At 69.7% G+C, this 18,360-nt stretch carries 18 protein-coding genes; 5 read left to right on the top strand and 13 right to left on the bottom strand.

The window, feature by feature from the left end; translation table 11 throughout:
- Positions 1-110 precede the first annotated feature (110 nt).
- The gene (locus tag G5T42_RS06360) at positions 111-1,310 is read left to right on the top strand and encodes an MFS transporter (protein WP_165126927.1); all 1,200 of its coding nucleotides are present in this window, start codon (positions 111-113) and stop codon (positions 1,308-1,310) included.
- A 22-nt stretch (positions 1,311-1,332) separates the two neighbouring features.
- Here G5T42_RS06360 and G5T42_RS06355 read toward each other — a convergent pair whose 3' ends face one another.
- A complete protein-coding gene (locus tag G5T42_RS06355; protein WP_241245984.1) occupies positions 1,333-1,812 on the bottom strand; it encodes a MarR family winged helix-turn-helix transcriptional regulator in 480 nt (159 codons plus the stop codon).
- A 115-nt stretch (positions 1,813-1,927) separates the two neighbouring features.
- On the opposite strand from G5T42_RS06355, the gene G5T42_RS06350 reads away from it, so the two are divergent.
- The 4 genes from G5T42_RS06350 to G5T42_RS06335 are packed head-to-tail and all read left to right on the top strand — an operon-like array spanning position 1,928 to position 5,825.
- Positions 1,928-2,845: an SDR family NAD(P)-dependent oxidoreductase gene (locus G5T42_RS06350; RefSeq protein WP_165126925.1), complete on the top strand. Its 918-nt coding sequence runs from the start codon at positions 1,928-1,930 to the stop codon at positions 2,843-2,845.
- Between the two features lie 25 nt (positions 2,846-2,870).
- Positions 2,871-3,758, top strand: coding sequence for an amidohydrolase family protein (locus G5T42_RS06345; RefSeq protein ID WP_165126923.1), 888 nt, complete (start codon positions 2,871-2,873; stop codon positions 3,756-3,758).
- Positions 3,759-3,799: 41 nt separating this feature from the next.
- Positions 3,800-4,252 carry a MaoC family dehydratase gene (locus G5T42_RS06340; RefSeq protein ID WP_165126921.1) on the top strand — a complete coding sequence of 151 codons (453 nt, stop codon included), beginning with the start codon at positions 3,800-3,802 and terminating at the stop codon, positions 4,250-4,252.
- A 49-nt stretch (positions 4,253-4,301) separates the two neighbouring features.
- Positions 4,302-5,825: a long-chain fatty acid--CoA ligase gene (locus G5T42_RS06335; protein WP_165126919.1), complete on the top strand. Its 1,524-nt coding sequence runs from the start codon at positions 4,302-4,304 to the stop codon at positions 5,823-5,825.
- Between the two features lie 9 nt (positions 5,826-5,834).
- Here the strand turns inward: G5T42_RS06335 and G5T42_RS06330 are convergent, their stop codons facing one another.
- The 12 genes from G5T42_RS06330 to G5T42_RS06275 all read right to left on the bottom strand — a co-directional run bounded on the left by G5T42_RS06330 (position 5,835) and on the right by G5T42_RS06275 (position 18,346).
- On the bottom strand, positions 5,835-6,677 hold the full coding sequence (locus G5T42_RS06330; protein ID WP_165126917.1) for a PaaX family transcriptional regulator C-terminal domain-containing protein: 843 nt from the start codon (positions 6,675-6,677) through the stop codon (positions 5,835-5,837).
- Positions 6,677-7,474, bottom strand: a complete 798-nt coding sequence (locus tag G5T42_RS06325; protein ID WP_165130110.1) for an ABC transporter ATP-binding protein — start codon at positions 7,472-7,474, stop codon at positions 6,677-6,679. Before G5T42_RS06325 ends, G5T42_RS06330 begins: the two co-directional genes overlap by 1 nt.
- 1 nt (position 7,475) lies before the next feature.
- Positions 7,476-8,300 (bottom strand): ABC transporter permease, encoded by an 825-nt coding sequence (locus G5T42_RS06320; protein ID WP_165126915.1) that lies wholly within the window; start codon positions 8,298-8,300, stop codon positions 7,476-7,478.
- On the bottom strand, positions 8,297-9,127 hold the full coding sequence (locus G5T42_RS06315) for an ABC transporter permease (RefSeq protein WP_165126913.1): 831 nt from the start codon (positions 9,125-9,127) through the stop codon (positions 8,297-8,299). The genes G5T42_RS06320 and G5T42_RS06315 overlap by 4 nt, the downstream gene beginning before the upstream one ends.
- A gap of 83 nt (positions 9,128-9,210) precedes the next feature.
- Positions 9,211-10,194, bottom strand: a complete 984-nt coding sequence (locus G5T42_RS06310; RefSeq protein WP_165126911.1) for an ABC transporter substrate-binding protein — start codon at positions 10,192-10,194, stop codon at positions 9,211-9,213.
- Positions 10,195-10,380: 186 nt separating this feature from the next.
- On the bottom strand, positions 10,381-11,868 hold the full coding sequence (locus G5T42_RS06305; protein ID WP_165126909.1) for an aldehyde dehydrogenase family protein: 1,488 nt from the start codon (positions 11,866-11,868) through the stop codon (positions 10,381-10,383).
- Positions 11,869-11,894: 26 nt separating this feature from the next.
- Positions 11,895-12,812 (bottom strand): sugar phosphate isomerase/epimerase family protein, encoded by a 918-nt coding sequence (locus tag G5T42_RS06300; protein WP_165126907.1) that lies wholly within the window; start codon positions 12,810-12,812, stop codon positions 11,895-11,897.
- 16 nt (positions 12,813-12,828) lie between these two features.
- Positions 12,829-13,599 (bottom strand): SDR family oxidoreductase, encoded by a 771-nt coding sequence (locus tag G5T42_RS06295; RefSeq protein WP_165126905.1) that lies wholly within the window; start codon positions 13,597-13,599, stop codon positions 12,829-12,831.
- A gap of 87 nt (positions 13,600-13,686) precedes the next feature.
- Positions 13,687-14,688 (bottom strand): sugar ABC transporter substrate-binding protein, encoded by a 1,002-nt coding sequence (locus tag G5T42_RS06290; RefSeq protein WP_165126903.1) that lies wholly within the window; start codon positions 14,686-14,688, stop codon positions 13,687-13,689.
- Positions 14,689-14,764: 76 nt separating this feature from the next.
- Complete coding sequence (locus G5T42_RS06285; RefSeq protein WP_165126901.1) at positions 14,765-15,760, bottom strand: ABC transporter permease; 996 nt, start codon at positions 15,758-15,760, stop codon at positions 14,765-14,767.
- Positions 15,744-17,282 carry a sugar ABC transporter ATP-binding protein gene (locus G5T42_RS06280; protein ID WP_165126899.1) on the bottom strand — a complete coding sequence of 513 codons (1,539 nt, stop codon included), beginning with the start codon at positions 17,280-17,282 and terminating at the stop codon, positions 15,744-15,746. The genes G5T42_RS06285 and G5T42_RS06280 overlap by 17 nt, the downstream gene beginning before the upstream one ends.
- A complete protein-coding gene (locus G5T42_RS06275) occupies positions 17,279-18,346 on the bottom strand; it encodes an alcohol dehydrogenase catalytic domain-containing protein (RefSeq protein ID WP_165126897.1) in 1,068 nt (355 codons plus the stop codon). The genes G5T42_RS06280 and G5T42_RS06275 overlap by 4 nt, the downstream gene beginning before the upstream one ends.
- Positions 18,347-18,360: the final 14 nt, after the last annotated feature.

The following is an 18,360-nucleotide window of genomic DNA, read 5'->3' as shown; positions in this document are numbered from 1 at the left end:
TAGGAGATCGAGCGGACGTAGGACGGATGCGGCGGCTTCCGTCCTACGCCGGCTCCTTCTCCGACGCTGACACCGTCAAGGCGAGGGCACGGGTGTAGAGTCCGATGCCTATGGCCGAAGGCAAACGGACACCGGCAGTCGTCGCGCTCATCGTCGCGACGTGCCTCGTCGCGGCCAACATGCGCCCGACGATCACCGCGGTCGGCCCGCTGCTCGGTCAGATCGGCGACGACACCGGCTACTCGCCCACCGTCCTCGGGCTGCTCGGTGCGGTGCCGCTCATCATGTGGGCCGTCATCTCGCCGCTCGCGCACGAACTGAGCCGCCGGTTCGGGATGTCGCGTGCCGTGACGTGGTCGCTGCTCGTCCTCGCCGTCGGCACGGTCGTGCGGTCGCTCTCGGGCCCCGCCGCGAGCCTCTGGATCGGCACGATCATCATCGGCGCCGCCCTTGCGATCGTGAACGTCCTCATGCCGGCGGCCATCAAGCGCGACTTCCCTCAGCACGTCCGCGGGATGATGGCCGTCTACACGGCGCTCCTCGGCGGCGTCGGCGCGATCGCCTCGGGCGTCGCGGTTCCCGCCTCACACCTCGAGCTTCCGTCGGGCGAGGCGGGATGGCAGTTCGCCCTCCTCGTGATCGGCCTCGCGCTCCTCCCCTTCGCGCTCGGAGCATGGGGGTGGGCGACCCGCGGGGCGTCCCACGGCCGTCAGAGCGGCCGCCCCCGCGGCCGGACCGGCATCTGGTCGGACCGGGTGGCATGGACCGTCGCCGCCTACATGGGGTTCCAGGCATCCACGTTCTACATGCTCCTCACGTGGCTCGCGTCAATCTCGGCGTCGACGGGCCGGAGCGCCGTGGTCGCGGGCATCGACGTCATGATCTACCAGATCTTCTCGCTCGTCGGATCGCTCGTCCTCCCTCTCCTGCTGCGCGGAAGGGCGGAGCGCATGGTCCCGGCGCTCATCCCCGTGCTCGGCATCATCGGCGTCGCGGGCCTCATGCTGGCTCCGCGTGCGGTCATCGCGTGGGTCGTGCTCATCGGACTGTCGTCCGGCGCATCGCTCGCGATGACCCTGACGCTGATGGCCCAGCGCGCGCGTGACCCCGACGCCTCAGCCGCGCTGTCCGGCATGGCGCAGTCGGTCGGCTATGTTCTCGCCGCCCTCGGCCCTGTGCTCTTCGGGTGGGTGCACACGACGGTCGGCGGCTGGGTCGCCCCGCTCGTCCTCGTGCTCATCGTGATGATCGGCCAGACCGTGACGGGCGTCTTCGCCGGGCGGGAGCGCTACGTGCTCGAGCCGCGCTGAGCGCTACGGTGGCGCGCCGGGTCTACCGGGACTCGCCGGGGTAGGCGACGCGGGCGAGCAGGCCGGCGAGCAGGCGCCGATCGTCCTCTCCGAGCTCGCCGTGCAGCGAGCGCTCGGCCGCCTTGGTCGCCGACGCTGCCCGGTCGTGGAGCGCGCGTCCCTCGGCGGTGGCGACCACGACGTTCGCCCGGCGGTCGGCGGGGTCTGGCCGGCGCTCGACGAGCTTGCGCTTCTCGAGCTCGTCGACGAGCGCCACGACCTGGCTCGGGTCGAGGCGGAGGAACTCCGAGAGATCGCGCTGCGTCGGCCGCACCTCGCCGACCGAGAGGGCCAGCACCGAGAACGACCGCACCTTGAGCCCGAACGGGGCGAGCGCCGCGTTGCCCGCCGCCACCGAGAGAGCGTTGGCGCGTGCGAGGAGGAAGCTGAGGTCGGTCCCGAGTCCGCTCTCGCGGAGGCGGTCGGACGCGCTCCGCGCGGTCTCTGACGGCATCCTCGGCATGGCGTCACTGTATCAAAGGATGAGATCGACAACCATTGACATTCTCAATCAAACCGTGGTGTCATGATCGCGGGCGTTCCTCGCCCGTTCGCCTGCGTGTCGCGAAGGAGATTCGATGGAACTCGAGGGCAAGGTCGCCGTCGTCACAGGATCGGGCCGAGGCCTCGGCCTCGCCTACGCGCAGGAGCTCGCCCGCCGCGGGGCCGCCGTCGTCGTCAACGACGTCGACGCCGAGGCAGCCGCCGAGGCGGTCGCCTCGATCGAGCGCGAAGGCGGCCGCGCGGTCGCCGTCGTGGCTCCCGTGGGCCCGACCGAGACCGCTCGGAGCCTCGTGCAGGCCGCCGTCGACACCTACGGCGGCCTCGACATCCTGGTCACCAACGCGGGCGTCCTCCGCGACACCGTGCTCTGGAAGATGAGCGACGACGACTTCGACACCGTGATCGGCATCCACCTCCGCGGCACCTTCACGTGCGTGCGCGAGGCGGCGACGTGGATGCGCGAGCACGAGGTCGCCGGACGCATCATCTGCATCGGCTCGCCCACGGGCCAGCGCGGCAACTTCGGGCAGACCAACTACGCCGCTGCCAAGGCCGGGATCGTCGGCATGGTGCGCACGTGGGCACTCGAGCTGAAGCGCGCGAACATCACGGTCAACGCGGTGATCCCGGTCGCGGCGACCGCCATGACGGCCACCGTCCCCTACTTCGCCGCCGCCGTCGAGGCCGACGCGAAGGGCGAGCCCATGCCCGCCTTCTTCCGGCACGATCTCGGCTTCGGGACGTCCGACGACGTCGCCGGTCTCATCGCCTATCTGGCGACGGATGCCGCGGCCGGCGTCTCCGGTCAGGCGATCGGCGTCGGGGGCGACCGGGTGCAGCTCTGGTCGCATCCCGAGCCCGTCCTCACGGCCTACCACGACGGGGGATGGTCGTTCGAGGCGCTCACAGAGGAGTTCCCCGCCTTCATCGAGGGTCACGAGCAGTCTGTGGGCGAGAAGTTCCCGCCGCTGCCCGACGACCTTCAGCGGTGAGGGCGATCCCGACGATCGGAAGCCGATGACCACCCGCTACGAACCCGCGATCGACGTCGACACATTGACGGCGATCGACGTCCACGTGCACATCGAGGTCGACGGCGACGGGCACCACTCGCTCCCCGACGACCTGGTCGCCGCGGCGTCGCGCTACTTCTCCGCCGAGGGGCCCCGGCCCGACCTCGACTCGGTGGCCGCCTACTACCGCGAACGGTCGATGGCCGCGGTCGTCTTCACCGTCGACGCCGAGACGCAGCTGGGCCACGCGCCCGTCTCGAGCGCTGACATCGCCGAGGGCGCGGCGCATAACAACGACGTGCTCATCCCTTTCGGATCCGTCGACCCGCGCCGCCCGGACGCCCTCGACCGCATCCGCCGGCTCATCGACGACCACGGCGTGCGCGGCTTCAAGTTCCACCCGACGGTCCAGGGGTTCGACCCGAGCGACGTTCGGTTCCATCCGCTCTACGCCGCGATCCAGGATGCCGCGATCCCGGCCCTGTTCCACACCGGCCAGACGGGGATCGGCGCCGGGCTCCCCGGCGGTCGCGGACTGCGGCTGGGGCTCTCCAACCCCATCCTGCTCGACCCGATCGCGGCGGACTTCCCCGACCTGCAGATCATCATGGCGCACCCGTCGGTCCCCTGGCAGGACGAGGCGCTGTCGGTCGCGACGCACAAGCACAACACGTGGATCGACCTCTCCGGATGGAGCCCGAAGTACTTCCCGGAGCAGCTCGTCCGCGCGGCGAACTCGTATCTCAAGAGCCGCGTGCTCTTCGGCTCGGACTTCCCGCTGCTGACCCCCGACCGCTGGCAGCGCGACGTCGCCGCGACGGCGCTCAAGCCCGACGTGATGCCGGGGATCCTCAAAGACAACGCCGTCCGTCTTCTGGGACTCGCGGCCTGAGCCGGCGCCCGCGCGCCGTCGATCCACGAAGGAGAATCACCATGACCACCACCGTCGACTACGCCGACGTGGCCGGGCTCACCGGCACCGACCTCGGCTGGACCGAGTGGCTCGAGGTCACGCAGGACCGCGTCAACCTCTTCGCCGATGCCACCGACGACCACCAGTGGATCCACGTCGATCCTGCCCGCGCGGTCGACGGGCCGTTCGGCGGACCGATCGCGCACGGCTTCCTCTCGCTGTCGCTCACCGTGAAGTTCTGGTCGGAGCTCTTCGACGTGACCGGCGTCACGACGCGCGTCAACTACGGGCTCGACAAGGTTCGATTCGTCTCACCGGTCAAGGTCGGCGCGCGGGTGCGCATGAACGCCGTCATCGCCGAGGTGACGGAGGTGCGCGGCGGATACCAGTTCGCCGTCGATCAGACCATCGAGATCGAGGGCGCCGAGAAGCCCGCCGTCGTCGCCCGGGGGCTCTATCGCTTCTACGCGTGACCCGGGCGTTCGACGCACCGGGCTCGCGCTGCACGCTCGAAGGAGAGTCATGCGCAATCGCGGTATCGGGTTCTGGCTCGCCAAGCGGCGGCTGAGGAACCCGGACAAGCCGGCCATCGTCTTCGGCGACGACGTGCTGTCCTATCGGGAGCTGGCGGATGCCGCCGATCACGTCGCCGCTGTGCTGTGGCATCGGGGCATCCGCAAGGGAGACGCCGTCGCGTACATCGGCGAGAACAGCCCCCAGTTCCTGCAGATGATGTTCGGAGCCGCTCAGCTGGGAGCCGTCTTCGTGCCGGTGAACACCCGGCTGGCCGCTCCCGAGGTCACGCACGTGCTGGTCGACTCGGGGGCCCGCGCCGTCGTGCTCGATCCCGAGTTCCTCGAGCGGGCGATGCCGGGCGTCGAGGCGGCGCGGATCGCCCATGTCATCGTCACCGGAGACGGGGTGCCAGAGCACCCCGGCCTCGCACGCCTCGTCGCCGAGGCGCCGGGCGGCCACACCGCCGCCGACGTCGAGCTCGACGACCCCGCGGCCATCATCTACACGTCGGGCACGACGGGCCGCCCGAAGGGCGCCGTCCTCAGCAACGGCAACCTCACGTGGGTGGCCCTCAACTGCATCGTCGACTACGACATCGCGTCCACCGACGTCTCGCTCATGATCTCGCCGCTGTTCCACGTCGCCTCCCTCGGCATGGGCGCGCTGCCCGTCATCCTCAAAGGGGCGACGCTCGTGCTGGAGAAGGGCTTCGAGCCCGGGCGCGCGCTGTCGCTCATCGAGCGGCACGGCGTGACGATGCTCAGCGGCGTCCCCACGACCTATCAGATGATGGCGGACCACCCGGCGTGGGCGACGACCGACCTCTCCTCGCTGCAGAAGCTCACGTGCGGAGGGTCGGCGGTGCCGACGCGCATCCTCAACGCGTACGAGGATCGCGGCCTCTCGTTCTCGCAGGGCTACGGCATGACCGAGACCTCGCCGGGAGCGACGTCGCTGTCGCCCGAGATGACCCGCGCCAAGCAGGGCAGCGTAGGCCTCCCGCACTTCTTCACCGAGGTGCGCATCACCGACGAAGCGGGCGACGTCGTGCCCCGCGGGACGGTCGGCGAGATCGAGGTCGCCGGTCCCAACGTCTTCCTCGGCTATCACGGCATGCCCGAGGCCACGGCCGAGGCGTTCACCGACGACGGCTGGTACCGCTCCGGCGATCTCGGCTATCTCGACCGCGACGGCTACCTCTTCATCGCCGACCGGCTGAAGGACATGATCATCTCGGGCGGCGAGAACATCTACCCCGCCGAGGTCGAGAACCTCATCTCCGACATCGAGGGCATCTCGGGGGTCGCCGTCGTCGGCGTTCCCGACGAGCGCTGGGGCGAGGTGCCGTGGGCGGTCGTGACGCTCCGCGAGGGCGCGGACGTCGACACCGAGGCGGTGCGACGGCACCTCGACGGGCTCGTGGCCCGCTACAAGCTGCCGAAGAACGTCGTCGTCGTCGAGGATCTTCCTCGCACCGCCTCGGGCAAGATCCGCAAGGCCGACCTCCGTGAGCGCTTCCGGCGCGACTGAGGAAGAGTCTCAGGCGACGAGGCCCGCGAAGTCCCGCACAGCGGGGAAGGCGAACTCGCGATGCCGGCGGGTGAAGAGCTCGAACGAACGGTCGGCGGGCCAGTCGTCCCCCATGTACTGCCGAGGAAGACGGGGGTCGGCGCGCAGCAGCGCCAGCCAGTCCGCCACCAGCAGCGTCCGCGCCGTGACCGGAGACAGGCCGGACGCGGCATCCTCCCCCTCCCAGTGGGCGATGAACTCGTGGTGCGCCTCGCGGATCGTCTCGACGTCCCACGCCATCCGGACGGCGTCGGCCATCGGGAACCCATCGAGTTCGTTGGCCGAGAAGGCGATGACGGATGCCGGGGGCAGGTCCGGGATGATCGCGCCGAGTGCGGCCGCCAGGTCGACGCGGCCCGGCGCGATCCACAGGCCGTCGCGCAGCACCGCGAAGCCCGACCAGGTCAGGGCCGCCCGCAGCCGGTGCCGCAGATCCCGGAGGTTCTCGGGAAGGCTGAAGGTCACGAGGGTCCACCCCTCCCCCTGCGGTTCGAAGGGCGCCGGACCGTTCACACGACCGGATGCCTCGCGCAGCACCTCGCTGCCGTGCGGGGTGAGCTCGAAGCCGATCTCGCGGCCGAGCCGGCGACGCACGAGCATCCCGCTCGCCACCATGCGGTCGAGGTTCGTCCGCACCGCCGGGGCCGCGACCCCGGCACCCTCCAGCACGGAGAGCAGCACGCTGGTGCGGAGCGGCTCGAAGTAGCGGTCGCAGACGAACTCACCGAAGAACGCCAGTAGCAGCTGCCGGGGCTTGCGCGTGAGCACCGACGTGTCTGCGACGGCGCGCGCCGTCGCCGGACCGGCAGTCATCAGGCCGGCGTGCCCGGGCGGACGGCCTCGCCGCGCTTGGCCCGCTGGATCTGCTCGTAGACGTGCGTCCGCAGCTCGGTGAACCGCGGAAGCGCACGCGTCGTGATCTGGTCTCGCTCGGCCGCCAGATCGATCGCCAGGTCCTCCTGCACCCACGTCGGCGACTTGGACAGCACGACCACCCGCTCGCCGAGGTAGACCGATTCGTCGATGTCGTGCGTCACGAAGAGGATCGACATCCCGCGATCGCGGTGGAGCGCGCGCACGAGGTCCTCCAGATCGGCTCGGGTCTGCGCATCTACCGCGGCGAAGGGCTCGTCCATGATGAGCACTTCGGGCTGATAGGCGACGGCGCGGGCGATGGCCACGCGCTGCTGCATGCCGCCGGACAGCTGCCAGGGGTAGCTCCGCGACGCGTGCTCGAGTCCGACGGCGACGAGCGCATCGTCGATGAGCCGATCGCGGTCGGCTCGCGAGAGCTTCTTGTGCTTGAGCGGGAGCTCCACGTTGCCGCGCACGGTGAGCCACGGGTAGAGGCTGCGGCCGTACTCCTGGAACACGAGGGCCATGTTCGGCGGCGGCGCCGTGACGGAGCGCCCGTGCAGCTCGACGACCCCGGCGGTCGGCCGCAGCAGGCCCGCGATGCACTTGAGGAGCGTCGTCTTGCCGCAGCCCGAGGGGCCGACGATGCACACGAGCTCCCCGGCGCCCATCGAGAAGCTGATGTCGCCGATCGCCTCGACCGAGCCTGTGCTCGACTCGTAGACCTTCTTGAGGTGCTCGACCTCGAGGAGCATCTCAGGCACGCTCCACCTCCTTGATTCCGTGGTACCAGCGCAGGACTCGTCTCTCGACGAAGCCGAAGATCGTCGCGAGCAGCACGCCGATGAGCCCGAGCAGCAGGATGCCGCTCCACATCTCGGCGATGAGGTAGTTGCGCTGGAAGTAGACGATCTGGAAGCCGAGTCCCGACGAAGAGTAGCCGAGCTCGGAGATCACCATCAGGATGAGGGCGATCGACAGCGACTGCCGGACGCCGGCCATGATGCGCGGGCTGGCGGCGGGAAGGACGAGGAACCGCAGGCGCTCGCCGCCCGTCAGCGCGAAGGAGCGCGCGGTCTCGGTCATGACCGAATCCGTCGAGCGCACGCCCTCGATGGTGTTCAACAGGATCGGCCAAACGGATCCCACGACGATCACGACGATCTTCATGGCGTCGGTCGGGCCCATCAGGATGACGAAGATCGGCAGGAGAACCGGCGGCGGGACGGCGCGGAAGAACTCGAGCATGGGCTCGAGGAGTTCGCGCAACCACCGGTTCAGTCCGATGAGCATGCCCGCCCCGATCCCGATCGCGATGGAGAGGAGGATGCCGATCCCCAGCCGCGCGAGGCTCGGCAGCACGTCGGTGAAGAAGGCCGGTCCGATCCAGGTGTCGACGAAGGCCTGGAGGAGCTCGGCCGGCGACGGGAAGAACTGAGCGGGGGCGAGCGTCGCCCAGATCCCCCAGATCACGACCAGGATGAGCGGCAGCCCGAGCGCGTACGCGGTGTTCTCGCCGATCTTCGCCCACACGCGCGACGGGCGGCGCGGCGTGACGACGGTGCTCGTGTAGAGGGTCACAGGACCTCCTCCCCTCGGATGGACTGGTGCCACGACAGCGAGCGCCGCTCGATCGCGCGGAAGACGAGGTTGATGAGCAGGCCGAGGACACCGGTCACGATGACGAGTGCGTAGACGGTCGGGTAGTTGCCGGCCGATTGCGCGAAGACGATCTCGCGCCCGAGGCCCGGGTTGCCGATGAACATCTCCGCCGTGATCGCCAGGATCAGGGCGACCGCCGCCGCGAGCCGCAGCCCGGTCATGAGGTACGGCAGGGCCGTCGGGAACACGAGGTGCACGATCTGCTCACCCCGCGAGAGCCCGAAGCTGCGGGCGGTGTCGCGGGCGACGGAGTCGACATCGGCGACTCCGTAGAGCACCTGGATGAACACCTGCCAGAAGCTCGCGAAGACGATGATCACGAGCGCCGCCTGGAGCTGATAGCCGTACATGAGCACGGCGAGCGGGATGAGCGCGACCGACGGGATGGGACGCAGGAACTCGACCGTCGTATGGGTCGCCCGGCGGAGGAACGGCACGAGGCCGATGATCGTCCCGAGCACCGTCGCGAGGACCGTCGCGATGACGAGCCCGATGCCCCACGCGGTCAGCGTGCGGCCCACGTTGCGCCAGAACTCGAGGTCGCGCATCTGCTGCCCGAGCGCGGCGAGAGTCTCGGTGGCCGTTGGGAAGAAGCGCGGATCGACGACTCCGAGGGTGGGCAGCAGCTGCCAGGTCACGAGGAATCCCAGGATGCCTGCGAGACCCAGCCCGAGCTTTCGCAGCGTCCGGCGGCGGCGCGGCGACCGCGCGCGAGGCGGCGCGGCGCCGAGGGTGGCGGTGGCCATGGAGGGTCCGATCGACGGCGGAGTGTGTGGGATAGGGGGGTGGGATGCCTCGGGCCGAGGCATCCCGCCCCCCGGCGGCTCGGCTACTGCTGCTGGATCAGGCGGCTGTAGTCGGGCTCGTTGTCGATGTACCCGAACTCGAGCGCGAGAGCCCCGAGGTCCTCGATGCCGGAGTCAGAGAGGTCCCACGTGAAGGTGGGCAGCGTGATGCCCGCCGCGGCCTCGTCGGGGATCTTGAGGTTCTTGGCGATCGCGGCGCGCACGGCGTCCTCGTTCGAGGAGGCCCAGTCGAGCGCCTCCGACATCGCGGCGGAGTACGACTCGACGAGGTCGGGGTTCTCGTCGAGGAGCTTCTGCGTCGTGATGTTGGTGAGGACCGTGAGGCCGGGGATGGTCGCCTGGTAGGGCTGCACGACCGAGACGCCGCCCTGGCCGAGGATCATGGCGCGGAACGGGTCCGGAGCCCAGGCCGCGTCCATCGTGCCGGCTTCGAGCTGCGCGGGGACGTCGGGGAACGCCACCTCGACGAACTGCACGGCGGAGGGGTCGCCGCCGTCGTCCTGGACGGCTTTGCGGATCGTCAGGTCGCCGGCTGCGCCGATCGTGTTGACCGAGACGGTCTTGCCCGCAAGATCCGCCGGCCGCGTGATGCCCGAGTCGCCCAGCGCCACGACGGCGTTCACGTCGGTGCCGTCGGGGAGGCTGTTGGCGTAGTCCCCGATGATGGTCACGCCGAGGTCCTGCAGATCGGCACGGATCGGTCCGAACGGCTGTCCGATCGCGAACTGGATGTCACCGCTCAGCAGGGCAGGGATGGCGTTGGCCCCGCCCTGGGCGGGAACGACTTCGATGTCGAGGCCGTGGTCTTCGAAGATCCCCTCGTCGATCGCGGCCCAGAGGGCCCCGGTCTCGGCGATGGGCAGGGCGGCGACACGGACGTTGGTCATCTCGCCCCCCGACGCGTCGTCGGTGGGTGCGCTGCTGGGCTGGGCGGCGGAATCGGTGCAGCCTGCGAGGGCGAGGGCTGCGGCGGCGAGGATGCCGAAGCCGGCAAGTCTCTTCTTCATCGAGGAGGCCTCTCATACGGGTATGGGCAGGAACCTCGACGGCGGCTGTCGACGCGTTGCGGAGCGCCAGCACGCCGTCGTGGTGACGCTCTCATGGTGCGCCGCACAGCACCCGAATGTCAATGCTTTCTTGACGATCGACACGAATTGATTGAATATCCGTGCGACCCCTCGCGCGGTCGGGAGTCAGAGCGGGTACTGGCCGGGTTCGCGGCGGAGAGTGATCCAGCGGGTCTCGGTGAAGGCGTCGATGTTCGCCTGCGCCCCGCCGTGCCGCGAGCCGGTCCCCGAGGCGCCGACCCCGCCGAACGGGCTGTTGGCCTCGTCGTTGACCGTCTGGTCGTTGATGTGGACGATGCCCGTCGGGATCCGCTGCGCCATGGCGAGCGCAGCCATGACATCGCGGCTCACGATGCCGAGTGCGAGCCCGTACTCGGTGGCCGCGGCGAGTTCGACGGCCTCGTCATCCGTCGAGTAGGAGACGACGGATGCCACGGGCCCGAAGACCTCGTCGTGGTACGCCGCGGCATCCGCCGGGGTGTTGACGAGGACCGTCGGACGGTAGAAGAGGCCGTCGTAGGAGCCGCCTGCTCGGAGCTCGGCGCCCTGGGCCACGGCATCCTGCACGAGCGTGTGCACGCGGTCGCGCTGCACCTCATCGATGAGGGGTCCCAGGTGCACCTGGCCCGCGGCCGGGTCGCCGACGACCATCGAGTCGGCCTTGGCGCTCAGTTTGGCGACGTACTCGTCGAAGAGCGACTCGTGCACGATGTGCCTGCCCACGGTCATGCAGATCTGGCCCTGGTGGAGGTACGACCCCCACGTCGCGAGATTGACGGCCTGATCCACGTCGGCGTCGTCGCGGATGATGAAGGCCGAATTGCCCCCGAGCTCCAGATGCGCCCGCGTCAAGTGGCGCCCCGCCAGTTCGCCGACGATCCGGCCGGCCCGGGTCGAGCCAGTGAAGGCGATCACGCGCACGTTCGGATCGGCGACCATGGCCTCGCCGACCTCGGCGCCGCCCGGAAGGAGCTGCAGGAGGCCGGCGGGCAGTCCCGCCTCCTCGAAGATGCGCACCATCGACACTCCGCCGGTGACGACGGTCCGCGGGTCGGGCTTGAGCAGGACCGCGTTGCCCAGCGCGAGCGCCGGGGCCACGGCCCGGATGCCGAGGATGAGCGGGACGTTGAACGGCGAGATCACGCCGACGACGCCCACGGGCACCTGCTGGGCCAGCGACAGTCGCGGCTCCTCGCTCGAGAGGATGGAGCCGAGCGGAGCCGACGGGAGGGCCGCAGCCTCGTAGCACTCGGCCGCCGTCACGTGCAGCGCGAAGCCCGCGAGGGGCGGAATCGCCCCGACCTCACGGATGTTCCAGCCCATGATCTCTTCCGCGTGCTCTTCCCAGAGCTGCGCGGCCCGTCGGAGCACAGCCGCCCGTGCGGGATGCGGCGTCGCCGCCCAGGCCTTCTGCGCCTTCGCGGCCCTCGCCGCGGCGCGCGCGACATCGTCGGGCGACGCGATGCCGACGGTGGCGATCGTCTCGCCCGTCGCCGGCGCGATGGAGGCGATCTCACCGCCGCCCGCGGCGACCCACTCGCCGTCGATGAAGATCCGGCCCCGGAACACGGCCTCGTCGATGAGGGATCCAGTGGTCTCGATGGTGGTGGACATCGTCGTTCCTTCCGTCGGGTACGGGGTCAGCCCGCGCTGTGCGCGAGCCGGTGTGCTCGCCTGCCGGGTGAGCTGTCGGCCCACCCCTTGCGGATGACTCGGATCGCGTCGGAGGCGAGCTCAAGTCCATCATCGAACGGCGCCCGCCAGATGGCGAGCATGTCGGCCGCTCCCTCGCCGACGAGCGGCCGCGAGAAGGCTTCCACCCCCCACCGCCCGGTGTAGCCGTCGTCGAGCGCCTGCCGGACGACGGACGACACGTCCACGACGCCCGTGGAGAGAAGACCGCGGCTCGACTGGCCGAGTTCGAGGTAGGCGAGCCTCGGGATCACGGACCGGATCGCGGCGGACATGTCGGCTTCCTCGATCGCCATGTGGAAAGTGTCGAGGTGGATGCCGAGATTGTCCGAGCCGCTCGCATCGACGAACTCGGCGGCCTGCGCCGCCGTGTTGATCGCCGACGTCTCGTACCGGTTGAGCACCTCGAAGGTCATCCGCACGCCGTGATCGGCGGCGTAGTCGGCCACCGCGCCGACCTCGCGCGCCGCGCGCTCGAAGGCGGAGCGCGACGTCGGGCCGCCCGGCGGGCCGAACAGCCCGTACGGCACGCCGTTGAGCTGGTCGCTGCCGAGCGCCGCCGCGAAGTCCACGGCCGCACGGAGCGCCGCCGCTCCCGCGCGGCGCTCGTCGTCGTCCTCCGACGACACGTCGGCCCCCGGACCCTGCCCTGTCATGGCGATGGGAGAGATCCCCGCCTCGTCGTACGTCCGGCGGAGAGCCGCGGCATCCGTCCGTCCCGGATCCAGGGGCGGAAGCACCGCCCGACGGTAGCCTTCCGCGCGGAGCCCTGCGAGCAGGGGCCGGATCCGGTCAGGGGTCGGATCGGCCAGCGCGATGCTGAGGTGATAGGCGACATCGAGATCGAGGTCCAGATCGAGGTTCACGCCGTCGTCCGCTCGATCAGAAGACCGGAAGGTCGAGCCGCTGCTTGAACACCGAGTAGCCGTCGTCGACGTGCACGACCGTGCCGTTGATGACGTTGGCCTCATCCGACGCGAGGAAGGCGACGACGTCGGCGATCTCGTGCGGCTGCGTCATCTTGTTGCGCAGCTGCTCGGAGGCGAAGGTCGCCTTGAGCTCGTCGCTGAACTGGTTGATGATCGCCGTGCCGACACGGCCTGGCGTGATCGCCACGGCACGGATGCCGTACTGGGCGAGCTCGTAGGCTGCCGAGCGCGTGAACGAGATGACGGCGGCCTTCGCGGCGCTGTAGGTGAACGAGAGCTCCGCGGCCTGCTCGCCGTAGATCGACGAGGTGCTGATGATCACGCCCGGTGTCCCCTGCTTCCGGAACTGCCGACCGGCCGCGAGGATCCCGTAGTAGACGCCGTCCTGGTCGACGCGGATCATCGGCGCATAATCCACCTCGGGGTCGTGTTCGAGCAGCGGCTTGCCTCCGGCGATGCCGGCGTTGTTGAAGATGACGTCGAGCTTGCCGAATGCGTCGACGGCCGTCTGGACGGCGGCCTCGACCTCGGCGTACACCGAGACGTCGACGCCGACCGCGACCGCGGTCCCCGGTTCGAGGCCGTCGACGACCTCCTGGGCGCGGTCGGCGTTGATGTCGGCGACCGCGACCTTCGCACCCTCGCTGATGAACTTCTCGACGGTCGCGAGTCCGATACCGCTCGCGCCCCCGGTGATGAGTGCGACCTTGCCTGTCAAACGCATGTGCTCATGTCTCCAAATCTGTGTCGATCGCGGATGGGTCGGCGGCAGGAGCGGGGGTCACCCCCGCCCCGCCGCCGTTCGGAAGAGTCAGCCGAGCTTGTCCGAGGGCGTGATGTCGGCGGCGTTGCTCTTGTCGACGAGCGTCGTCTTCACGGCCTCGAAGTTCTCCGACGGCTTCGTCCCGTCCTTCTGGTAGGCCTTCATGTCCTCGATGACCGAGTCGAGGATCGAGGGCCACGGCTGCTCGATCGTCGCGAGGAACGGACCCCCGGCCTCGATGCCGGCGAGAGCCTCGCTCGTGGCGTCGACGCCCGTCACCCGTGCGTCCGCACCGGCCTCCGAGACCGCCTGGGCAGCGCCCAGCGCCGCATCGTCCCAGCCGACCCACACGGCGTCGAGGCCGCCCGGGTGCGCGGTGAGGTAGTCGGCGACGAGGGCCAGAGCCTCGGTCCGGCCGGTCGCGGGCGAGGTGACCTTCTGGATCTCCCCGCCGGCGATGGTCGCGCCGGCCTTGGTGAGTGCCTTCTCGGCGAGGCTGGCGCGCAGGCGGATGCCGGGGTGCGGGTCGTGGCCGATGACCATGACGGTCTTGCCGTCGAGGCCGCCGAGCGCCTCGTCGAGCGCGCCGACGGTCTGGTCGACGATGCCCTGCTGATCCGTCGTGATGTTGACGACGAAGCCGTCTTGCGGCTCGGTCGCGGCATCCATCGCGAAGATCGGGATGTCGGCATCCTTCGCCGCCGTCACGATCGAGCTGATCGAGGCGATGTCGGTGTACCCGTCGAAGATGGCGTCGGCGCCCTGGCCGATCGCGCTCTCGACGGCGGGGTTCATCTTCTGGAAGTCGAAGTCGCCCTGGATCATGGTGAGGTCCCAGCCGAGCTCGTCGGCCTGCTCCTGCACCGCCTTGACCCACCAGGCGCCGATCGGCGTCTGGTTGCCGGACGTGAACGCGATGACCTTGAAGGGCCCGTCCTCCCCACCTCCGCCGGCGGAGCCGCCGCTGCCGCCGCTGCCGGTCGAACAGCCCGTCAGCGCCAGTGCCGCCACGGCCGCGACCGCGAAGGCCGCCTTGAATTTCTTTCGCATCGATCCACTCCTTTGTTGATTGCGATCGGGTACTTGCATGTCCGAGCGAGTCGTCGCTCGGGGAGGCAGAGCGGGGCTACCGCTCCCTGTGCTTGAAGGACGAGAGGGTCACGGCCGCGATGATGATGAGGCCCGTGACGACCTGCTGGACGTAGGCGTTGACGCCGAGGATGTTGAGGCCGTTGCTCATGACGCCGATGATCGCGACACCGACCATGGTCCCGACGAGGTTCGCGGCACCCGACCGGACGATCGTCATGCCGAGGAAGACGGCCGCGACGGAGAAGAGCAGGTTGTCCTCTCCCTGGACGGCACTGGCGCTCCCGAGGCGGGCGGCGAGCAGGATGCCTCCGACCGCCGACACGAGGCCGGCGACCGTGAACGCGAGGAGCCGGGCGCGCCGGACGTTGACGCCCGAGAGCCGCGACACCTCGACGTTGCCGCCCGTCGCGTACCACCGGCGACCGAGCGTCGTGTACTTCAGGACGAACCAGAGGATCACCGAGATCGCGATCGCGATGAACACCGGGAGCGGGATCTCGAGGAAGCGCCCCTGGCCGAGCGCGTTGAACTCCGGCGGCAGGTTGAACAGCGTCGTGCCGTCGGTGACGAGGAACGCCAGGCCCGTCACGGAGGTCAGCGTCGCGAGCGTCGCCACGAACGCGGACAGGTTGAGATAGGCGACGAGCAGGCCGTTGACGAGTCCGATCAGGAGCCCGACGACGAGAGCGATGAGGATCGCCGGTGCGACCGGCATCCCGTTGAGCATGAGGGATGCCGCGACCGCCCCCGCGAGGGACGAGGTCGCCGCGACCGACAGGTCGAAGTCGCCGACCACCATGACGATCGTCTGCGCGCCGGCGATGATCGCCAGGATCGCCACCTGGTAGAGGATGTTGCGCACGTTCGTGAACGTGAGGAACACGTCCGGACGCATCACGAAGAAGAACACGACGAGCGCGATGAGCGCGAGGACCGTGCCTCCTGACAGAAGGGTCTGCCCCACGGATCGCCGGGGGACGGCCAGAGTGTCGGTCGTGTCCTCCAGCCCGGGGTTACGCGTCGTCGTCATGGGAGTCTGCCTTTCCGTAGCAATAGGCGAGGAGGACCTCTTCGTCCGCCCCCTCGGCCCTGACCGAACCCGCGATCCGGCCCTCGTGCATGATGAGGATCCGGTCGCTCATGCCGATGAGCTCCGGCAGTTCGGAGCTGACGGCGATGACCGTCGTCCCCCCTGCGACGAGCTCTCGGATCAGGCGGTAGATCTCCGCCTTGGTGCCCACGTCGATCCCCCGCGTCGGCTCGTCCATCAGGAGGACGCGGGGGTTGCGGGCCAGCATCTTCGCCAGCACGACCTTCTGCTGGTTGCCGCCCGACAGCTCGCCGACGTGCTGCCGGGAGCTGCGGGCCTTGATCTTGAGGTCCGCCATCCCCTTGTCGACGATGTCCGAGATGCGGGCGTTCGAGACGAGTCCCGCCGAGCTCACCGCGGGGATGTTCGCGAGGGCGATGTTGTCGCGGATCGTCGAGCCGAGGATGACGCCTTGGCTGCGGCGCTCCTCGGGCACCAGCGCGATCCCGGCATCCAGCGCCCGGCCCACCCCCGGGGAGTGCGGCAGCCGCACCTCGCCGACGGTGATGGTGCCGGCGGTGTGCTTCTGCGCTCCCGAGAGGATGCGCAGCAGCTCGCTGCGCCCCGCCCCCGCCAGTCCCCCGATACCCAGCACCTCGCCCCGGTACGCCACGAACGAGACGTCCTTGACCCGGCGGCCATCGAGGCCCTCGACGCGGAGTGCGACCTCGGTGGTCGCCGTGGTTCGCTCCGGGTAGAGGTCTCCCGCAGCTCGGCCCACCATCTTCGAGATGACCTCATCGATGTGCGAGTCGGCGACGTCCTTGGTCACGATCGTCTCGCCGTTACGCATGATGGTGAGCCGGTCGCAGAGCTCGAAGACCTCCTCCAGCCGGTGCGAGACGTAGACGATCGCAACGCCTTCGTCGCGGAGCCTCCGGAGCACCCCGAACAGCTCCCGGATCTCGGTGTCGGTCAGCGACGCCGTCGGCTCATCGAGGATCAGCACCTGCGCGTCCGTCGCGAGGGCTCGGGCGAAGGCGACCATCGTCTGCTGCACGGGCGAGAGCTCGCCCGCGAGCTTGCCCAGCGGGATCCTCTGGTGGATCCTCTCGAGCTGCGCACGCGCCCGGCGTCGAAGCGCCCGCCACCGCACGATGCCGCCGGTCGACGGGGTCTGGTCGCCGAGCAGGATGTTCTCCGCGACGCTGAGCGACGGGATGATCGAGAGCTCCTGATACAGGGCGACGATGCCGGCGCGGTTCGCGACCCGGACGTTCGCGAACTCGACCTCGTCGCCGTCGCGCCAGAGGGTGCCGGCGTCGGGGGCGTAGATCCCGGTGAGGACCTTGATGAGCGTCGACTTGCCTGCCCCGTTCTCGCCGAGGAGCGCGTGGATCTCGCCCGGACGGACCGAGAGCTCCGCCCCGTTGAGGGCATGCACGCCGTCGAACCGCTTGACGATCCCGCGGGCTTCGAGCGCCGGCGCGGCCGCGGTGCGCGGCTCTTCCACAGTGGTCATGCGAGCGCCTCCTCGTCGACGTCGTTGCACCGGATGACGACCTTCGGATGCGCCCCCGTGAGGTGCGCGGCGAAGGCGTCGGTCGCCTGCTCGAGCGGGAAGACGGCCTGGGTGAGCTCGGTCACGTCGAGGTGCGGCAGGATCTGCAGCGCACGGGGGAAGGCGTACGGAGAGACGAAGACGCCGGTGAGCGTCAGCTCCTTGAGGTACAGGTAGTCCGAGAGGTTGAGCGGCAGCTCGTAGTCGGCCGGGTACATGGCCCCGTAGACGACGGTGGCGCCCTTGGCCGCGATGTCGAGCAGCCCCCGCGTCGCCCTCGGCGAGCCGGACGCGTCGACGACGACGTCGTAGCCTCGGCCGGCCGTGATCTCATCGGCGCGCTCGTACTGGTTCTCGGCGACGGGATCGATCACGTGCTCGGCGCCGTGCCGCAGCGCCATCTCGCGGCGCTCGGCGATCGGCTCGATGAGGGTGAGGGAGGTTGCCCCGTGCATCTTGAGCACCTGCAGGGCGAGCTGGCCGATCGGGCCGCCACCGCAGATCGCGACCCGGTCGCCGACCTTGATGCCCGTCTTGTCGGTGATGCGGACGGCGACCGACGTCGGCTCGAGGATGCACCCCTCGAGGAGGGAGACGTCGTCGGGCAGCTTGTAGACCTGTGACTCGTGCCACGTGACGGTCTCGGCCATGCCGGGTCGGTTGTAGTCCTGGATGTGCTCGCAGAACTGCTGCTTGCCCTCCTGGCACGGGCGGCACGTGCCGCAGAACCGCAGGAAGTTCCCCGCGACCCGGTCGCCCACCTGCAGTCCGTTCTTATGGGCACGCTCGCCCAGCGCCTCGATCACCCCTGAGAGCTCGTGCCCGAGCCCGATCGGCACCTCGGTGCCGAAGAACCCCTCGGCGAGGTGGGGGTCGGATCCGCAGATCGCGGAGTATGCGACGCGGATGCGGACGTCCTCGGGGCCGAGCGGCTGCTCGGGGAAGTCCACGACGGCGATCCGCCCGCGCGTGCTCTCGTCCGGGTCGCGCAGACTGCCGATCTTCGTGACGGCTACCGTTCTCATTCGTCTCTCCGTTG

It is taken from the genome of Microbacterium sp. 4R-513 (assembly GCF_011046485.1).
In the GTDB taxonomy this organism is placed as follows: domain Bacteria; phylum Actinomycetota; class Actinomycetes; order Actinomycetales; family Microbacteriaceae; genus Microbacterium.
The sequence above is the reverse complement of the archived record's forward strand: the minus strand, read 5'-3'. Positions and strand labels throughout refer to the sequence as shown.